At 73.7% G+C, this 16880-nt stretch carries 15 protein-coding genes; 3 read left to right on the top strand and 12 right to left on the bottom strand.

Annotated features, from left to right (window positions below; all coding sequences use genetic code 11):
* Positions 1-43 precede the first annotated feature (43 nt).
* Complete coding sequence (locus tag ACIBW6_RS08635) at positions 44-688, bottom strand: LysE family translocator (protein WP_399058135.1); 645 nt, start codon at positions 686-688, stop codon at positions 44-46.
* Positions 689-757: 69 nt separating this feature from the next.
* On the bottom strand, positions 758-1630 hold the full coding sequence (locus ACIBW6_RS08630; RefSeq protein ID WP_399058133.1) for a response regulator transcription factor: 873 nt from the start codon (positions 1628-1630) through the stop codon (positions 758-760).
* Between the two features lie 147 nt (positions 1631-1777).
* Between ACIBW6_RS08630 and ACIBW6_RS08625 the strand changes: the two genes are divergently transcribed.
* Together ACIBW6_RS08625 and ACIBW6_RS08620 are read left to right on the top strand one after the other, a co-directional pair.
* Positions 1778-3463, top strand: a complete 1686-nt coding sequence (locus ACIBW6_RS08625) for an AMP-binding protein (RefSeq protein WP_399058131.1) — start codon at positions 1778-1780, stop codon at positions 3461-3463.
* Entirely contained in the window at positions 3460-5073 is a 1614-nt protein-coding gene (locus tag ACIBW6_RS08620) for an AMP-binding protein (protein ID WP_399058129.1), read from the top strand. Before ACIBW6_RS08625 ends, ACIBW6_RS08620 begins: the two co-directional genes overlap by 4 nt.
* Positions 5074-5112: 39 nt before the next feature.
* Here the strand turns inward: ACIBW6_RS08620 and ACIBW6_RS08615 are convergent, their stop codons facing one another.
* Positions 5113-5619 carry a GNAT family N-acetyltransferase gene (locus ACIBW6_RS08615; protein WP_399058127.1) on the bottom strand — a complete coding sequence of 169 codons (507 nt, stop codon included), beginning with the start codon at positions 5617-5619 and terminating at the stop codon, positions 5113-5115.
* Positions 5620-5663: 44 nt separating this feature from the next.
* Positions 5664-6386: a hypothetical protein gene (locus tag ACIBW6_RS08610; RefSeq protein ID WP_399058790.1), complete on the bottom strand. Its 723-nt coding sequence runs from the start codon at positions 6384-6386 to the stop codon at positions 5664-5666.
* A 239-nt stretch (positions 6387-6625) separates the two neighbouring features.
* Here ACIBW6_RS08610 and gcl point away from each other — a divergent pair, with 239 nt between their 5' ends.
* Positions 6626-8404, top strand: coding sequence for a glyoxylate carboligase (gcl, locus tag ACIBW6_RS08605; protein ID WP_399058788.1), 1779 nt, complete (start codon positions 6626-6628; stop codon positions 8402-8404).
* A gap of 86 nt (positions 8405-8490) precedes the next feature.
* Here the strand turns inward: gcl and ACIBW6_RS08600 are convergent, their stop codons facing one another.
* The 8 genes from ACIBW6_RS08600 to ACIBW6_RS08565 form a co-directional block, all read right to left on the bottom strand.
* Positions 8491-9303, bottom strand: a complete 813-nt coding sequence (locus ACIBW6_RS08600) for a zinc ribbon domain-containing protein (protein ID WP_399058125.1) — start codon at positions 9301-9303, stop codon at positions 8491-8493.
* Between the two features lie 1079 nt (positions 9304-10382).
* Entirely contained in the window at positions 10383-10946 is a 564-nt protein-coding gene (locus tag ACIBW6_RS08595) for a phage tail protein (RefSeq protein ID WP_399058123.1), read from the bottom strand.
* Positions 10943-12904: a putative baseplate assembly protein gene (locus tag ACIBW6_RS08590; protein WP_399058121.1), complete on the bottom strand. Its 1962-nt coding sequence runs from the start codon at positions 12902-12904 to the stop codon at positions 10943-10945. Before ACIBW6_RS08590 ends, ACIBW6_RS08595 begins: the two co-directional genes overlap by 4 nt.
* Complete coding sequence (locus ACIBW6_RS08585; protein WP_399058119.1) at positions 12904-13326, bottom strand: GPW/gp25 family protein; 423 nt, start codon at positions 13324-13326, stop codon at positions 12904-12906. The genes ACIBW6_RS08590 and ACIBW6_RS08585 overlap by 1 nt, the downstream gene beginning before the upstream one ends.
* Complete coding sequence (locus tag ACIBW6_RS08580) at positions 13323-13643, bottom strand: PAAR domain-containing protein (protein WP_399058117.1); 321 nt, start codon at positions 13641-13643, stop codon at positions 13323-13325. The genes ACIBW6_RS08585 and ACIBW6_RS08580 overlap by 4 nt, the downstream gene beginning before the upstream one ends.
* Positions 13644-13719: 76 nt before the next feature.
* Positions 13720-15546: a VgrG-related protein gene (locus ACIBW6_RS08575; RefSeq protein ID WP_399058115.1), complete on the bottom strand. Its 1827-nt coding sequence runs from the start codon at positions 15544-15546 to the stop codon at positions 13720-13722.
* Positions 15543-16265 (bottom strand): LysM peptidoglycan-binding domain-containing protein, encoded by a 723-nt coding sequence (locus ACIBW6_RS08570; protein ID WP_399058113.1) that lies wholly within the window; start codon positions 16263-16265, stop codon positions 15543-15545. The genes ACIBW6_RS08575 and ACIBW6_RS08570 overlap by 4 nt, the downstream gene beginning before the upstream one ends.
* Positions 16266-16351: 86 nt before the next feature.
* On the bottom strand, positions 16352-16777 hold the full coding sequence (locus ACIBW6_RS08565) for a phage tail protein (protein WP_399058111.1): 426 nt from the start codon (positions 16775-16777) through the stop codon (positions 16352-16354).
* Positions 16778-16880 lie beyond the last annotated feature (103 nt).

Here is a 16880-nt window from a genome sequence, read left to right as displayed (position 1 = left end):
CGCCCGCCAGGCACGCCTCAGTGCCCCGTCGGTCAGGCACGTCTCAGTCCGCCCGGCCCGTCGCCGCGACCGTCACCCCCAGCCCGATCAGCGCGAACCCGCCCGTCCCGCCGATCAGCGACAGACGGCGGTCCGAACGGGCGAACCAGTTGCGTGCCGCCGACGCCGTCAGACCCCACAGCGTGTCCGTGACCAGGCCGATGGAGATCGGGACGAGGCCCAGCAGGAGCATCTGCGCGGGCAGCCGGCCCGCCGCGTGGTCCACGAACTGGGGCAGCACCGCGGCGAAGAAGACGATGCCCTTCGGGTTCGTGACGCCCACCAGCGCCCCGTCCAGCACGGTACGCAGATCGCCGCGAGCCGGCGCCGCCGGAGCGCTGAGGTCCGCCGCCTTCATGGCGTGCCGGTGGCGGAACGCCTGGACGCCGAGCAGCACGAGGTACGCGGCTCCCGCCAGCTTCACCGCGAGGAACAGCTCGGCCGAACGCTCCACCAGAGTGCCGATGCCGAGTGCCACGGCCACCACGAGCAGGTACGAGCCGACCACATTGCCCAGCGCCGTCGCCACCGCCGTGCGCCGCCCGTGCGCGAGCGCCCGGCCGATCACGAACAGCACGCTCGGCCCCGGGACCACGATCACCAGCAGCGACATCGCCGCGAACGCCAGGAACCGGTCCGTCGACACCACGCGCCTCATCCCCTCGCTACCGAAACCCCTGCCCCTGACAACCCGCGCAGGCACCGTGTGCCTGCCCGCCTACGGCAACAACCCCGCCCGCCGCGCCCCCACCACCGCCTCCCCCCGCGTGTGCGCCCCCAGCTTGCGCATCGCGGCGCGCAGGTACCCCTTGACGGTCTCCGGCCGCAGCCCCAGCCGTTCGGCCGCCGCCGCGTTGGTCGCCCCGGTCGCCACGCACGCGAGGACGTCCACCTCGCGCGGCGCCAGCACCACCGGGGCCGCCCCGGACCGCGCCGCGCTCACCAGCGGCGCCCGGCCGGATTGCGGCGCCGGGGCGGACGCCGACGCCAGGCGGCCGCAGACCGCGAGGAGTTCGGCCCGCAGCGCCGGGTCGACGATCTTCGGGGCGAGGGCCCGCAGCGCCCCGTGCACCTCGCGGACCTCCTCCCACGCCGCGCCGGACCCGGCCTCGGGGGCGCTCGCCGCCGCCAGGAGCGTCCGCGCCTCGTCCCGTACCACCAGCGCGTGCTCCACGTCGCGGGCCGCCATCACCGCCGCGGTCAGCACCCGGTCGCCCAGCGGCTGGGCCGCGCGCAGCGCCCCGTAGAGCACGCCCCGCACCCGGTGGCGTACGACGACCGGGACCGCGAGGACCGAGCGCAGCCCCTCGGCCGCGACGGCGGCGTCGTACTCGTGGCTGATGTGGCGCGAGTCCTGGTAGTCGGTGACCGCGCAGGCCCGGGCGAGGCTGAGGGCCTTGCCGCCCAGGCCGTTGCCCGCCGAGACGGCGAGGCCGCGCAGCGCGTGCGTGGCCGCGCCGCTCAGCTCGGCGATCCGTACCTGGCCCGCGGTCGGGGTGAGGCCGCCGAAGGCCACCGGCAACCCCGTGCCCCGGCGCAGCCGCACCAGCGCCGCGCGCATCTCGACCGCCTCCGCGGCTTCTGCCGTCACCCTCGATCTCCTCGCCGTGCTCCGGTCACCCCCGTTCGGGGGTGGTGAGACCTGCGTCACGCCCTACACGATGACAGAGACGGTCAGGTATGACACGGCCCGCGTCGGCGCGGGACGAGTGAGACTCCAGCAGCGCGAGGAGCGCAGATGACGACGGCGAACGGCCCCACGCAGCAGTTCCGCACGGCCCGTGACTTCCTGCTGCGGCACGCCCAGGAGTACGAGGCGGCGTACGAGGGCTTCGCCTGGCCCCGGCCGGACCGGTTCAACTGGGCCCTCGACTGGTTCGACGTGATCGCGGACGGCAACGGCAAGACCGCCCTGCACATCGTCGAGGAGGACGGCGACGAGGGCGTGTTCTCCTTCGACACACTGCGCCGCCGCTCGAACCGGGCCGCCTCCTGGCTGCGCGCCCAGGGCGTGCGGCCCGGCGACCGTGTCCTGCTGATGCTCGGCAACCAGGTCGAGCTGTGGGAGGTGATGCTCGCCGCGATGAAGCTGCGCGCCGTCGTCATCCCCACCACGCCGCTGCTCGGCCCCGCCGACCTCACCGACCGGGTCGAGCGCGGCCGCGCCCGGCACGTGATCGTGCGCCCGGAGGACACCGGGAAGTTCGCCGAGGTGCCGGGGGAGTACACCCGGATCGTCGTCGGCGCACCGGCACCGGTCGACGGCTGGCTCTCCTACGAGGACGCCGCGGACGCCCCCGACACCTTCGAGGCCGACGGCGTCACCCTCGCCGACGACCCGCTGCTGCTGTACTTCACGTCCGGCACCACGGCCCGGCCCAAGCTCGTCGAGCACACCCATGTCTCGTACCCCGTAGGGCACTTGGCGACGATGTTCTGGATCGGCCTGCGCCCCGGCGACGTGCACCTGAACATCTCCTCGCCCGGCTGGGCCAAGCACGCCTGGTCGAACTTCTTCGCGCCGTGGAACGCGGAGGCGACCGTCTTCCTCTACAACTACACGCGGTTCGACGCCGGCCGCCTGATGGCGGTGATGGACCGGGCGGGCGTCACGTCGTTCTGCGCGCCGCCCACCGTGTGGCGCATGCTCATCCAGGCCGACCTCACCGAGCTGGCCACCCCGCCGCGCGAGGTCGTCGCCGCGGGCGAGCCGCTCAACCCCGAGGTCATCGAGCAGGTCAGGCGGGCCTGGGGCGTGACCATCCGGGACGGCTTCGGGCAGACCGAGACGTCCGTGCAGGTCTCCAACAGCCCCGGACAGCTCCTCAAGCCGGGCTCCATGGGCCGCCCGAGCCCCGGCTTCAAGGTCGAGCTGCTCGACCCCGTCACCGGCGAACCGGGCGCGGCCGAGGGCGAGATCAGCCTCGACCTTTCGGCGCACCCCGTCGGCCTGATGGTCGGCTATCACGGCGATCCGGAGCGGACGGCCGAGGCGATGGCGGGCGGCTACTACCGCACCGGCGACATCGGCGCGCGGGACGCCGACGGCTACCTGACGTACGTGGGCCGCTCCGACGACGTCTTCAAGGCCAGCGACTACAAGATCAGCCCCTTCGAGCTGGAGAGCGCCCTGCTGGAGCACGAGGCCGTCGCCGAGGCGGCGGTGGTGCCGGCCCCGGACACGCTGCGGCTCTCCGTGCCGAAGGCGTACGTCGTGCTGGCGGAGGGGTTCGAACCCGGCCCGGACGCCGCCAAGCTGCTCTTCGAGCACTCCCGCGCGGTCCTCGCCCCGTACAAGCGGCTGCGGCGCGTCGAGTTCGCCGAGCTGCCCAAGACCGTCTCCGGGAAGATCCGCCGCATCGAGCTGCGCGAGCGCACGGCGCAGGGCTCGGCCGACGAGTACCGCGAGGAGGACTTCCGGTGACCACCAAGCTCTCCTACGCGCACGGCACGGACACCAGGCCGCTGCTCGGCGACACCATCGGCTCCAGCCTGCGGCGGGCCGTCGAGGCGTGGCCGGACCGTGACGCCCTCGTCGACGTGCCGAGCGGGCGCCGCTGGACCTACGCGCAATTCGATTCGGCCGTCGACGAGTTGGCGTGCGGGCTGCTGGCCGCCGGGGTCGCGCAGGGGGACCGTGTCGGCATCTGGGCCGTCAACTGCCCCGAGTGGGTCCTCGTCCAGTACGCGTCCGCCCGCATCGGCGCGATCATGGTCAACATCAACCCGGCGTACCGCGCGCACGAGCTGGCGTACGTCCTGAAGCAGTCCGGGATTTCGGTGCTGATCTCCTCCCCGGGTCACAAGGGCACGGACTACCGCGAGCTGGTGCGCCAAGTGAGCCCCCAATGCCCGCGGTTGCGGGAGCGGGTGTTCATCGGGGAGGGCAGCTGGGACGCGCTCGTCGCGGGCGGTGCGGACGTCACGCCCGATCAACTCGCCCGGCGAGAGGCGCAGTTGTCGTGCGACGACCCCATCAACATCCAGTACACCTCCGGCACCACCGGCTTCCCGAAAGGCGCCACGCTCTCCCACCACAACATCCTCAACAACGGCTACTGGGTGGGTGAGACGGTCGGCTACACCGAACAGGACCGGGTCTGCCTGCCCGTCCCGTTTTATCACTGTTTCGGCATGGTCATGGGGAATCTGGGTGCGACGTCGCACGGCGCCTGCATCGTCATCCCCGCGCCGTCCTTCGAGCCGGCCGCGACCCTGCGCGCCGTCCAGGACGAGCGGTGCACGTCCCTGTACGGCGTCCCGACGATGTTCATCGCCGAGCTGAACCTGCCCGACTTCGCCGCCTACGACCTGTCGTCGCTGCGCACCGGCATCATGGCCGGCTCGCCGTGCCCCGCCGAGGTGATGAAGCGGGTCGTCGCCGAGATGCACATGGCGGAGGTCTCCATCTGCTACGGCATGACGGAGACCTCGCCCGTCTCGCTCCAGACCCGCCGCGACGACGACCTGGAACGCCGCACCGGCACCGTCGGCCGCGTCCTGCCGCACATCGAGGTCAAGGTCGTCGACCCGGCCACCGGCGTCACGCTGCCGCGCGGCGAACCCGGCGAGCTGTGCACCCGCGGCTACAGCGTGATGCTGGGCTACTGGGACGAGCCCGAGCGGACCGCCGAGGCCGTCGACGCCGGGCGCTGGATGCACACCGGCGACCTCGCGGTGCTGCGCGAGGACGGCTACGCGCAGATCGTCGGCCGCATCAAGGACATGATCATCCGCGGCGGCGAGAACGTCTACCCGCGCGAGATCGAGGAGTTCCTGTACGGGCACCCGGCCATCGCCGACGTGCAGGTGGTGGGCGTACCGCATGAGAAGTACGGCGAAGAGGTCCTGGCCTGCGTGATCCTGCGGGACACCGCCGGCGGTCTCACCCTCGACGAGCTGCGCGCCTTCTGCCGCGACCGGCTGGCGCACTACAAGGTGCCCACCCGGCTGCGCATCCTCGACGCGTTCCCCATGACGGTGAGCGGCAAGGTCCGCAAGGTCGAACTGCGGGAGGGGTACGGGGAGTCGTAGCCGGAGCGGGGCGCCCGGAGCGCGGGCCCCGGGTGGGCGTCACAGCTCCCGGCGCATGCAGACCCGCGGCCACCGGTCGAGCCCGTGCGCCGCTTCCGCCGCCCGGACGGCGCGCAGGCCGGGCGTGAGAGCGCGGTCCGTGAGCCGCTGGAAGCCGAGCCGCTCGTAGTAGGGCGCGTTCCACGGCACGTCGGCGAAGGTGGTCAGGGTCGGTGCCGCCAGGCCCGCGGCGCGGGCCCGGTCCGCGGCGTGCGCCAGCAGGGCCCGGCCGATCCCGCGCCGGGCGGCGGCCGGGTCCACGGTGACCTGCTCGACGTGGAAGGCGCCGTCGACGGGGAGGCCGATGAGGTAGGCGAGGACGGTCCCGTCGCCGGCCGCGGCGACCCAGCAGTGCCCGGCGCGCCGGAAGGCCTCCAGCTCCGCGAGGGCGGGCGGCTCGTCGTCGGCGACGGCGTCCATGCCGAGGGGCCGGAAGGCGGCTCCGGCCGCGACCTCGATGTCCTGAAGGCGGGGCAGTTCGGCCGCCGTGGCGCTACGGAGGATCATCGGGCCAGTATCGGGGCGGCGCCGCCCCTCGGGGAGCCCGCCGGTCAGGCCCCGCTCGCGATCAGCTCGTCGGCCGGGCTGTTCACCGGCTGCGGCACCCCGGCGAGGTCGAGGACGAAGAGCGGGACGTCCAGCTCGTCCGCGCGGGTGCGGGCCGCGTCCGCGTACCCGGCGAGGGAGAAGAAGACGGGGGCCGCCGACTCCGTCATGGACTGCAACCACAGGCACTCCACGTCGCGGACGGTCGCGGGCCGGACCGACGGCTCGATCTGCGCGATGACGCCCTGCGCCGCGAGGCCGACGCCGGAGGAGGGGCGCTGGTCGGCGCGGCGCACGTCCCGGTAGCCCAGCCAGCGCAGGTAGAGCGCGGCGGCGGTCACCGCGTCGCGCGCGGTGCGGATGGCGACGGGCCGGAACGCGGGCCGCGGGGCGGGCGCGGTCCGCGGCAGCGGTATGTGGGAGGGAGCGGGAGAAGGGGGAGGGGCCGGCGCGGCGGCGGGGGCCTGATCGCTCCTGACCGGGATCCGCAGCACGGTGCCGCACTCGCAGCCCAGCTCCGGGCGCGGCCAGCGGTCGCGGCGGCCGCACATCGGGCAGCGCAGGGTGACCCAGTCGTCGGCCCAGGTGCGCGCGCTCACCGGCTCGGCGACGGCGTCACGCAGCACCGGGGGAGCGACCGGGGCGCCACACGCGCAGGGCAGCTCCGCGGGGGCGTAGACGTGCTCGCGCTGACAGGCGGGACACCGGACGCGCACGGGCTCGGCGATGGCGTATCCCCCTCGGGCTCCACGGTTCCGGTTCGTGGTCCGTTCCATCATCCACCTTGACGGCCTCGGAGACCCCCCTCTACATTGCTTCCATATAGCAGAACAAACTTTCCGCATTATGGAAATGCGGGGGGTACGGACTTCAGAGCTCGCCGCGGGGCGCGACGGGAGCGCGAATCCGACCGCCGGACACAGACGTACTCAGTCACTGCAGAAGTCGGGAGCACCTCATGGCTCGAATGACCGCCGCCCGCGCGGCCGTTGAGATCCTCAAGCGCGAAGGCGTCAGCAACGCGTTCGGCGTGCCCGGTGCCGCCATCAACCCCTTCTACAAGGAGCTCAAGGCCAGCGGTGGCATCGACCACACGCTCGCCCGCCACGTCGAGGGCGCCTCGCACATGGCCGAGGGCTACACCCGGGCCAACCCGGGCAACATCGGTGTCTGCATCGGCACCTCGGGCCCGGCCGGCACCGACATGATCACCGGTCTGTACTCCGCCATCGGCGACTCGATCCCGATCCTGTGCATCACCGGTCAGGCGCCCAGCCACCTCCTGCACAAGGAGGACTTCCAGGCCGTCGACATCGCCACGATCGCCAAGCCGGTCGCGAAGATGGCGGTCACCGTCCTGGAGGCCGCGCAGGTCCCCGGCGTCTTCCAGCAGGCGTTCCACCTGATGCGCTCGGGCCGCCCGGGCCCCGTCCTGATCGACCTGCCCATCGACGTCCAGCAGACCGAGATCGAGTTCGACCCGGAGACGTACGAGCCGCTGCCGGTCTACAAGCCGGCCGCGACCCGCGCCCAGATCGAGAAGGCCATCGGCTTCCTGCTGGCCTCCGAGCGGCCGCTGATCGTCGCGGGCGGCGGCATCATCAACGCGGACGCGAGCGACCTGCTCGTCGAGTTCGCCGAGCTGACCAACACCCCGGTCGTGCCCACGCTGATGGGCTGGGGCACCATCCCCGACGACCACGAGCTGAACGCGGGCATGGTCGGCCAGCAGACCGGCCACCGCTACGGCAACGCCACGTTCCTGGAGTCGGACTTCGTCCTCGGCATCGGCAACCGCTGGGCCAACCGCCACACCGGGTACAAGCTCGACGTCTACACGCAGGGCCGCACGTTCGTGCACGTCGACATCGAGCCGACCCAGATCGGCAAGATCTTCGCGCCGGACTACGGGATCGCGTCGGACGCCAAGGCCGCCCTGGAACTCTTCGTCGAGGTCGCGCGCGAACTCAAGGCCGCCGGCAAGCTCCCCGACCGCTCCGCGTGGGTCGCCTCCCACCTGGAGCGCAAGGAGACCCTCCTGCGCCGTACGCACTTCGACAACATCCCCATGAAGCCGCAGCGCGTCTACGAGGAGATGAACAAGGCGTTCGGCAAGGACACCCGGTACGTCACCACGATCGGGCTCTCGCAGATCGCCGGCGCGCAGATGCTGCACGTCTACAAGCCGCGCAACTGGATCAACTGCGGCCAGGCGGGCCCGCTCGGCTGGACCATCCCGGCCGCGCTCGGCGCCGCCAAGGCCGACCCGGACACGCAGGTCGTCGCCCTCTCCGGCGACTACGACTTCCAGTTCATGATCGAGGAGCTGGCGGTCGGCGCGCAGCACCGCATCCCGTACGTGCACGTCCTGGTCAACAACGCCTACCTGGGCCTGATCCGCCAGGCCCAGATCGGCCTGGACATCAACTTCCAGGTCAACCTGGAGTTCGAGAACCAGAACAGCCCCGAGCTGGGCGTCTACGGCGTCGACCACGTCAAGGTCGCCGAGGGCCTCGGCTGCAAGGCGATCCGGGTCACCGACCCGAACGAGCTGGGCGAGGCCCTGGAGCGGGCGAAGAAGCTCGCGCAGGACCACCAGGTGCCGGTCGTCGTCGAGGCGATCCTGGAGCGCATCACCAACATCGCGATGAGCCCGACGGCCGACATCAGCGCGGTCAAGGAGTTCGAGGAGCTGGCGACGGAGCCCGGGCACGCGCCCACGTCGATCCGGCCGCTGAAGGTCTGATCCCGGACAGTACGCACGAGGGCGGGCCACCGGTCGACCACCGGTGGCCCGCTCTCGTACGTCCGCGCCGCCTCAGCCGCGCCGCCTCAGCCGCGCCGGAAGAACTCCACCTCTGCGAGGGCGATGTGGCGGCCGCCGGTCAGTCCGGCGGGGGCGCGCAGGACCAGCCGGACCGACGCGACGTCGCTGACCCCGACCTGGAACGTCTGCGACCCTGCCTTGTCGCTCAGCGTCAGCCGCTGGAGGTGTGCCGTGCCGTCCGCCTCCCTGAACTGCGCGTCGATCTCCAGGGCGCGCGCCTGCCGACCGTACTGCTCGGCGGATTTCGACGCCCCGTTGGTGACGATCAGGTCCACCAGGCGGATCGGGGTGCCGAACGTGTACGTGACCGAGGCGCCGGGGCCCGGCGCCCCCCAGTAGTGGTTGCTCACCCCGTCGACGCTGTCGGCCGCGGGGTGCCCGGGCAACTGCCCGGAGGCGGCCACGCCCGACGGGGTCACCGCCACGGCCGTGCCGAGTTTGTCCCGGGTGTCCTCGATCAGGTGGCGCCCGGCGGGCAGCAGCAGGAAACCGCCCGCGCACAGGGCCAGGACGACGACGAGGACGGCCAGCAGCCGCGGCAGCCGGCCCGACCCCGACCGGGCCCGCCGCCGGAACGGCCACACGGTCCGCCACCACGGCAGCGGCGCCGCCGCCACGGCCGGGGCCAGCGGAGCCGCGCACCGCCGGCAGAAGCGGCGGCCGGGCGGGTTGGGCGTGCCGCACTTCGGACACGGTTCCCCGGCCACGTCGTCGTCCCCCGGCAGGGCCCGCACGACGGGCCGCGGCGCGACGGCCTTGGCGGGCTTCACGGGTTGCGGCGCGGTCGCCTGCGGTGGGGCGGGGGCCCGTGGGGTCACGGGTCTGGGGGAGGCCGGGCCGGGGGCGGCGCGGCGTGGGCCAGGGGTACCGGGTGCGGTGGAGGGCTTCGGCGGCGCCGGGGGCGGGGGTCGGTGGGTGTCGGCTCCGCCGGGGGCGGGAGGAGCGGGAACGGCCCCTGGGGCAGCGGCCGGGCGCGGGGCTCCGGACGAGCCGCGGGCCTCCGGCGCCTCCGGTCGCGGGGCAGGGGGTGGCCCGGGCTCGGCGTCGCCGGAGGCCGTTGCGAGGGACGGTGTCGGGCCCGCGCCGGGGGGCTCCGGTACTGGTCCCGGGGTGGGAACCGGCACCGGTCCCGGGGTGGGCTCCAGGTCCGGGGAGGGCGACCGGCGCGCGGAGCGGCGCGCCGCGGCACCCCGTGCGCCGGAGCGGTCGGCGCTCTCGGCCACCCCGCCGCGCCCGGCACTTTCCGGCCCCGCAGGGGTTTCCGCACCTGCCGGCCTCGCTGGGGCTTCCGCGCCCCCCGGCCGCGCTGGGGCCTTCGCGTCTCCTGGCCGTGCTGGGGTTTCCGCGACTCCCGGCCTCGCTGGGGTTTCCGCGTCTCCTGGCCTCGCTGGGGTTTCCGGGACTCCTGGCCGCGCTGGGGTTTCCGCGACTCCCGGCCTCGCTGGGGTTTCCGGGACTCCCGGCCGCGCTGGGGCTTTCGCGTCTCCTGGCCTCGCTGGGGCTTCCGCGCCCCCCGGCCGCGCTGGGGCTTTCGCGTCTCCTGGCCCCGCTGGGGTTTCCGAGACTCCCAGCCCCGCTGGGGCTTTCGCGTCTCCCGGCCTCGCTGGGGCTCCCGCGACCCCCGGCCCCGGGACGGCTCCCGGCGCCTCCGGTCGCGGGGCAGGGAGTGGCCCGGGCTCGGCGTCGCCGGAGGCTGTCGCGGTGGACAGTGTCGGGCTCGCGCCGGGGGGCTCCGGATCTGGTTCCGGGGTGGGCTCCGGGCCGGGGAAGGGGGCCCGGCGCGCGGAGCGGCTCGCCGCGACCTCGTCCGACCAGCCCAGATAGGTCCCGCAGTTGCCGCAGAAGTCGTCCGTCTCCCCGTTGGACGCCCCGCAGGCCGGGCACGCGCGCATCGCCGTCACCTTTCGTCGTCGGTGGGCGGGCCGCTCAGGACCTCCACCCGGAATGCCGTGTGCACCGGGCACAGGCCGCGGACGAGTGCGCCGACCCGGTCCGCGTCGACCGTCGGTGTCCGGTCGGGCCACACCCGCACCACGACCTCGGCGTCCGGCGCGGGCGGCAGGTCGGCCCCCGCGGTGCGCGACCACGTCGCGCCGCCCGCACCGACCACGTCCGCGCCGACCCCGAGCACCAGCCGCAGGGTCTCGCGCAGACCGCGGGCGGTACCGCGCCTGCGGTGCAGTTCCACGGCCCGCAGCGTCGCCTCGCGGCGCACGTCGAGCGGGCGGCCGGGATCGTCGTCGGCGCCGACCCACGAGGCGAGCCAGGCCAGGAAGTCGGCCGGGGCCACCCGCGGATCGAGGTAGGCGGGCAGGTTGTCCAGGGTCGCGAAGACCGGCGCGAGGACCGTGTCGAGCCCGGCGGTGAACCGCTGCGCGAAGTCGTCCTCCGCGTACAGCGCGGGCAGTTGCTCCCCGATGGGGTACCGGCTGGGCAGGCCGGGGACGGCGGCCCGGCTCATGCGAGGCCCCCCGGCTCCGCCGCGGTGACGACCACCTGGTGCTGGTAGGAGAAGACGAGCGTGCCCGCGCCGATGTCGATGCGGTCGGCGGGCGAGCCGCGCCGCCCGGTGATCGGGTCGGCGGCGAACAGCCGGATGTCCTCGACCAGCACGTCCCCGACTGCGCGTTGCAGCACGCCGAACACCTCCCCGTACTGCACCGGCCGCCCGAACGGCCAGCCCGTGCCGTCGGGTCCGCCGTGCACCGGGTTGAGGTGGCGGAAGAGCGCGGCGAGCGCGGCCTCGCGCACCCGGTCGGCGGCGCCGGCCGGGGCGGTGAGCCGGGCGACGACGGTGACGCCCTGGTAGTCCGGCGGCTCCACGACGAGCCGGGTGCCGATGAGGCGCCGCTCGTCGAGCGCCTCGGTGATCGTGGCGAGGACCTGGTCGGAGGGGATCAACTGCTCGAAGCGCAGCCGGTCGTCGCCCTCGTCGGCCACCGCGTCCGGTACCACCAGGACCCGGACCGCGCCGGGCCCCTCGGCGGCCGGCAGGCAGCGCACCCGGCGCACCGAGGGCGCCGCCTGCCGGGCGATGATCTCGTGGTCCTCCGCCGTCACCGCGCGCTCCTGCATCCGCAGCGCCTGCGGGGCGCGCAGCTTGGCGTTGGCGACGGTCTCGCCCGCGACTCCGCCCCGCGCCGCCTCGCGGTTGCCGACCCGGGCCACGTACGGGACGGAGCTGCGCAGCACGTTGATCGCGGCGCGCGCGACGTTGCCGGCCGGGCCGCCGCCGGTGCGGTAGCGGGCCACCCGCACCTGGGCGCCCTTCGGCGGCACGGCGCCGCACAGCCGCAGCGTGCCGTCGGCCTCCCGCAGCGCCGGCGGGAAGAGGAACTCCCCGGTGGCGGCGTTCACCTGCACATGCCGGTCCTCGGGCCCGGAGCGCCCGAAGTGGTCGACGACGTCCCAGCGCAGCCACCCCTCGGGCGAGGCCACTTCCACCACCGGCGGCTCCCCGTCGAGCAGCACGGGCGGCCGCTCCAGGCGGAACGTCTGCCCGGCGACCCCCTCCGACGTGCCCAGCGGCACACCGGTCACCGTCTCCGCGTGCTCGGCGGTCACCGTGCCGCCCACGGTGAACACCGAGGCCTCCCGCACGGTCGGCGACTCGGAGTAGAACGGCTGGCCCGGCTCCGGCTCGACGACCCGGCAGCGCAGCCAGCCCGCGCGCGTACCGCCGACCACCGACGCGGTGTGCCCGGCGGGCACGTGCACGACGACCTCGCCCGGCCGGTTCAGGCCGCCGGTGGAGTCCTCGCCGGTCTCGCACCGCTGCCAGCGTCCGCCGTCCCACGCCTCCCACACCAGCGGCGGCTGGCGCGGATCGACGCCGACGCCCTCGACGCGGCTGTCCAGGCGCACCGCGACGATGCAGCGGGGCACCGCCGTCGGCAGCCCGAACAGCAGCGCGTCGCCCGGCTCCGGCGTCGCCTGGAAGCACGGTACGTCCAGGCCGTCGGCGAGCGCGCCGGTCCTGTCGCTCTGCGCACCGCTGTGCGGCGCCGTCACGAGCCGCGTCAACTCGCTGGGCAGGATGCTCAGTTCGGCGGTGGTGGCGAAGACCACGGCGTCCTCGTCCTCCCCGGCGGCGGTGGTCACCTCGGTGCCCGCGGTCAGGGTGACCGCCTCCGGCTGGGGCGCCGACAGCCAGAAGTCGACCTCGGCGCGGGCGGCGGCCGGCGGGAACAGCCGGATGCCCAACAGGTCGAGGAAAGCGAGGTAGTTCTTGTCCGGGACCCGGTTGAGCCGGTACAGCAGCTGGTCCACGAGGTAGGCGAACGTCTCGATCAGGGTGACGCCCGGGTCGGACACGTTGTGATCGGTCCACTCGGGCGCACGCTGCTGCACGTACCGCTTCGCCTCGTCGACGAGCTGCTGGAACCGTCGGTCGTCCAGATTGGGGGAGGGCAGGGCCATCAGTCGCCGACCGTTTCCTCGGCCCCCTCCTCCGAGGGGATCGTGTAGAAGGGGAAGACCAGGTTGCGCCGGTCGTTGGTGGAGCGCACGGTGTAGTGCACGTCGAGATAGAGGGTGCCGTCGTCCACCGCGTCGAAGGCGACGACGACGTCGTCCACGGTGACCCGCGGCTCCCAGCGCTCCAGCGCCTCGCGCACCTGCTGGGCGATCCGCCCGGCGGTCGCGCCGTCGCCCGGCGCGAAGACGTAGTCGTGGATGCCGCAGCCGAACTCCGGGCGCATCGGCCGCTCGCCGGGCGCCGTGCCGAGGACCAGCCGGATGGCCTCCTCGATCTCCCGGCCCCGCTCGACCATCGCGATGCCGCCGGTCGGGCCGGTCCGCAGCGGGAAGGCCCAGCCGCGGCCGATGAACCGCTCGCTCACAGCACGCCCCCGATCTCCACCGTCAGACAACCGGGCAGGAGTTGGGCGCCGCACGCCGTCTTGTCGCCCGCCCGGGCGGCGGGCAGACCGCCGATGAGGACCGTGCCGCCCACCAGATCGGCCGGGTCGGGCACGATCACGTTGGCCGCGAGGAGCGCCGCGTGCGGCACGACGGGACAGACGTGCAGGCTGCCGACGACGGCCGCGGGCGCGCCGCCGATCAGCACGCTCTCGACCTTCAGGGCGGCCGGGGGCGGCGGGGTGGTGATGCGGCCGCCGTGAGTGGTGGGGTCGCCGGTCCGGACTGCTGCGGGCATCGGTGCTCCTTCGTTTTCGGGGCGCTGCTGCGGGTGGGGGAGCGGGCATGGGCGGTCAACCACCGCCCTCAGGAGGTCAGTTGATCTTGACGATCTTCGCCTTGAGGATCCCGAGGAGCCCGCCGTCGACGGTGACCTCCGAACGGCCGCGGACGGCCACCTTGCGGGCACTGACGTCGACCGAGGACTGGCCCTGCACGTTCACCCGGCGCCCCTTGATGTTCACCTCGCCGCGCCCCGCGTCGAGCGTGATGCTGTCCCTGTCCATGACGATCGACGTCGCGACCGACGCGGCCCCGCGGTACACGGTCACCTCGATCCGGTCCTTGCGGTCGTCGAGCCGTACTTCCAGCCGCTCGTCCCCGGTCCGCAGCAGCAGCCCCGACGGGCCGGGCCGCGGCGCGTCGAGCAGCTCCACCCGGTGTCCCGAACGCGACACCACGGAACGCCGGTTGACCTTCCCGCTCGTCTTGTCGATCAGCGGCACGTCGTGCGGCGACGGCTTGTCGACCCCGTTGTAGAGACCGCCGATGACGTACGGGCTGTCGAGCAGCCCCTGCTCGAACCCGACCAGCACCTCGTCGTTCACCTCCGGGCTGACCACGCCGCCACCGCCCTTGCCGCCCCACTGCACGGTCCGCACCCAGTCGCTGACATAGGTGTCGTCCAGCCAGGGGAACGTGAGCCGGACCGAGCCCCGGTCGGACCCGGCCGGCTCCTCCCGCACATCCGTGACCACGCCGATCGCGAGCCCCGGCAGACGCGGTCCGCGGCCGGGCGCGTTGGCGCCGGTGACCAGGCCGGTCAGCGAGCGGTCCGGACTCGTACTGACCCACACGGTGGTCCGGTAGCCGCCGTGCGGCTCCAGGACGTGCTGGGTCGCCGTCGTCGTGTACCGGCCGGAGAACGCCTCGCCCACATTGCCCAGCGCGATCGGCTTCCCGGCGCGCAGCAGCGGGTTGCCCTCGACGACGGCCTCCAGCTCCGCGTACCCGGACGCGACCTGCTGGGCCGTCGCCCGGGCCACGGCCTGCGTCTCGGCCTGCGTACGGTACGGGGTGTCGGTGACGGTCAGCTGGGTCGCCTTGCCGAACCGGTTGACGGAGGCGGCGCCCAGGCCCGGCACCACCGTGCCGCTGACGACGGACGCCTGCTCCGCGCGCAGCGACTGCTTCGTCGTCACGTTCCAGCCGCGCACCTGCACCTTCGCCGCCGCGTCCGCGGTCGTCAGGGCGGCCCGCAGCGACAGCAGGTTGTTCCCGTACTCCACGACCATCGGGCTGGTGGTCGCCGACGTGCCGGGCGCGGGCGCCCCGGACGCCTTCAGCGGCTTGGTGAACTGCAACTTGCCCTGCTCGTCGACGCGGACCAGCGCGCCGCACTCGCCCGCCAGGTACTGCAGGAAGTCCCAGTCGGAGACGTTGGCCTGCGACAACTGGCGGTGCGTGACCGCCGGTGCCTCGATCCTGCCCACGGCGAGCCCCGCGTCCGTCGCCACCTTGCGGACGATCGCGGCCGTCGTCATGTTCCGGTACGCGACCACCTTGCGGCCCCGCTGGAGCCGGTGCGTCTTGGAGAAGGCCCGCACCACGGTGAACGTGCCGGTGCTGTCCCGGTCCAGTTCGAGGGCGGTGACCTCGCCGGTGAACAGCCGCTCGCGGGACCGCCCCTTGACCGTCACCACCGACACCTTCAGCGGGGTGCCGATGGTGACGCCGGTCGCGGTGAGGAACTCGTGGCCGTCGTCGCGGAAGGAGAGCACCGCCATGTCGGGCAGGCCCACGTTCTCGTCCACCACACAGCTGACCAGCCGGGTGGCCCAGACGGGCGGCAGTTCGGCGGGCGCCTCCACGACCGGGTCGGCCGCGAACGACCGCCCGTCGCGCGCCTCGGGTGTCGTCACGCTTCCTCCTCGTCCCGCGCGTCCCGGACGCCCGGCACGACGAGTTCGGTGCCGGGGACGAGCGCCATCGGGTCGTCGATGTCGTTGGCCTCCGCGATGGACCGCCACGCGGTCGCGTCCCCGTACTCGCGCCAGGCCAGCAGGGCGAGCGAGTCACCGGCCACGACGGTGTGCGTACTGCGCGCGGTGCGCGAGCCCGACGTCGGGTTCTGCCCCGGCGGATCGACGCTCGCCTCCTCGATGGAGAGCGAGCAACTGGCGCGCAGCGGGGTGCCGTCCACGTCGAAGAGCGTGTACGACACCGACAGGCTGGACATGACCCCGTCGAACGAGGTCGTACGTGCCGTCCCCCACTCGAACCGCACCCACGGGCTGGCCGGCTTCTTGCGTCCGAGGCTCGCCGGGGTCGGCACGCACGCCTTCATCAGTTTCTCCACGGCCTGTTCCACGGAGTCGTCGTGGGTGGCGGTGGCGTCCAGGAACACGTCGAGGCTGAGACTGCGCGGACCGCTGCCCACGAACTCCGGCAGCGCGGACTCGCCCGCCATCCGGGACGGGGTGCGGCGCCACTCGGTCGACTTGCTCAGTTGCAGGGTCGAGGGGTTGAACTGGAGGTCCAGCCGCGCGATCGTGCCACCGGGCCGGGCGCCCACCGAGGCCGGCGGCTCCTTCAGGGTGAGCTGGGCCCTGGCCCGGCTGGCGCGGGCGGCTGGGGACATGGTCGGCGTTTCCTCTCGGGACCGGACGGGCGGGATGCGGTGCTCGCAGGTAGGGGCAGGTGAGGTCAGGCGGGGGCAGGTGGGGGTCAGGACGGGGAGAGGCCCTCGTGGGCGATCTCCAGCGTCTCGACCGCGGGCGCGGAGTTGGCCGGGTCGAAGGAGGGGCCCTGCCAGCGGACCGGGACGATGCCGTAGACCTGCCAGCTGATGATCCGGCTCAGGTCGGGACGGAGCGCGACGATCTCGCCGTCCTTCGGCTCGACCCGCCGCAGCGTCTCGTCGAGCCAGCGGCCGATCTTCGCGGTGTCCGTGGTGACGGGCCGGGTGAGCGTGATGTTCGACCAGGTGACGCGGCCGGGCAGCTGCCAGGTGAACCCGTTGTTGCCGCCCTCGGCGTAGCTCTCCATCTCCACCTGGGCGCCCATGCCGGAGCAGGTGTGGAAGGCGCCCAGGTCGTTGCCGCCGATGGCGAGCCTGAAGAAGACGCTCGTCGCGAAGATGTTGTCCGTCATGGGTCCGTCCGTCGTCCGTCGTTCGTCGTCCGTGGGTTGGCGGTGTGCGGTGTGCGGTGTGCGGTTTGCGCGGGGGGCGGGTGCCGGGCCGGGCCTGGCCGGG

It is taken from the genome of Streptomyces sp. NPDC049813, from assembly GCF_044465085.1.
Classification (GTDB): Bacteria; Actinomycetota; Actinomycetes; order Streptomycetales; family Streptomycetaceae; genus Streptomyces.
Note: the sequence above shows the minus strand (reverse complement) of the source record. Positions and strands in the feature narration are given on the sequence as shown.

Coding starts and splice junctions, on each gene's coding strand:
- ACIBW6_RS08625 (WP_399058131.1), top strand. CDS start 1,778: ATGACGACGGCGAACGGCCCCACGCAGCAGTTCCGCACGGCCCGTGAC.
- ACIBW6_RS08615 (WP_399058127.1), bottom strand. CDS start 5,619: ATGATCCTCCGTAGCGCCACGGCGGCCGAACTGCCCCGCCTTCAGGAC.
- gcl (WP_399058788.1), top strand. CDS start 6,626: ATGACCGCCGCCCGCGCGGCCGTTGAGATCCTCAAGCGCGAAGGCGTC.
- ACIBW6_RS08595 (WP_399058123.1), bottom strand. CDS start 10,946: ATGAGCCGGGCCGCCGTCCCCGGCCTGCCCAGCCGGTACCCCATCGGG.
- ACIBW6_RS08590 (WP_399058121.1), bottom strand. CDS start 12,904: ATGGCCCTGCCCTCCCCCAATCTGGACGACCGACGGTTCCAGCAGCTC.
- ACIBW6_RS08580 (WP_399058117.1), bottom strand. CDS start 13,643: ATGCCCGCAGCAGTCCGGACCGGCGACCCCACCACTCACGGCGGCCGC.
- ACIBW6_RS08570 (WP_399058113.1), bottom strand. CDS start 16,265: ATGTCCCCAGCCGCCCGCGCCAGCCGGGCCAGGGCCCAGCTCACCCTG.
- ACIBW6_RS08565 (WP_399058111.1), bottom strand. CDS start 16,777: ATGACGGACAACATCTTCGCGACGAGCGTCTTCTTCAGGCTCGCCATC.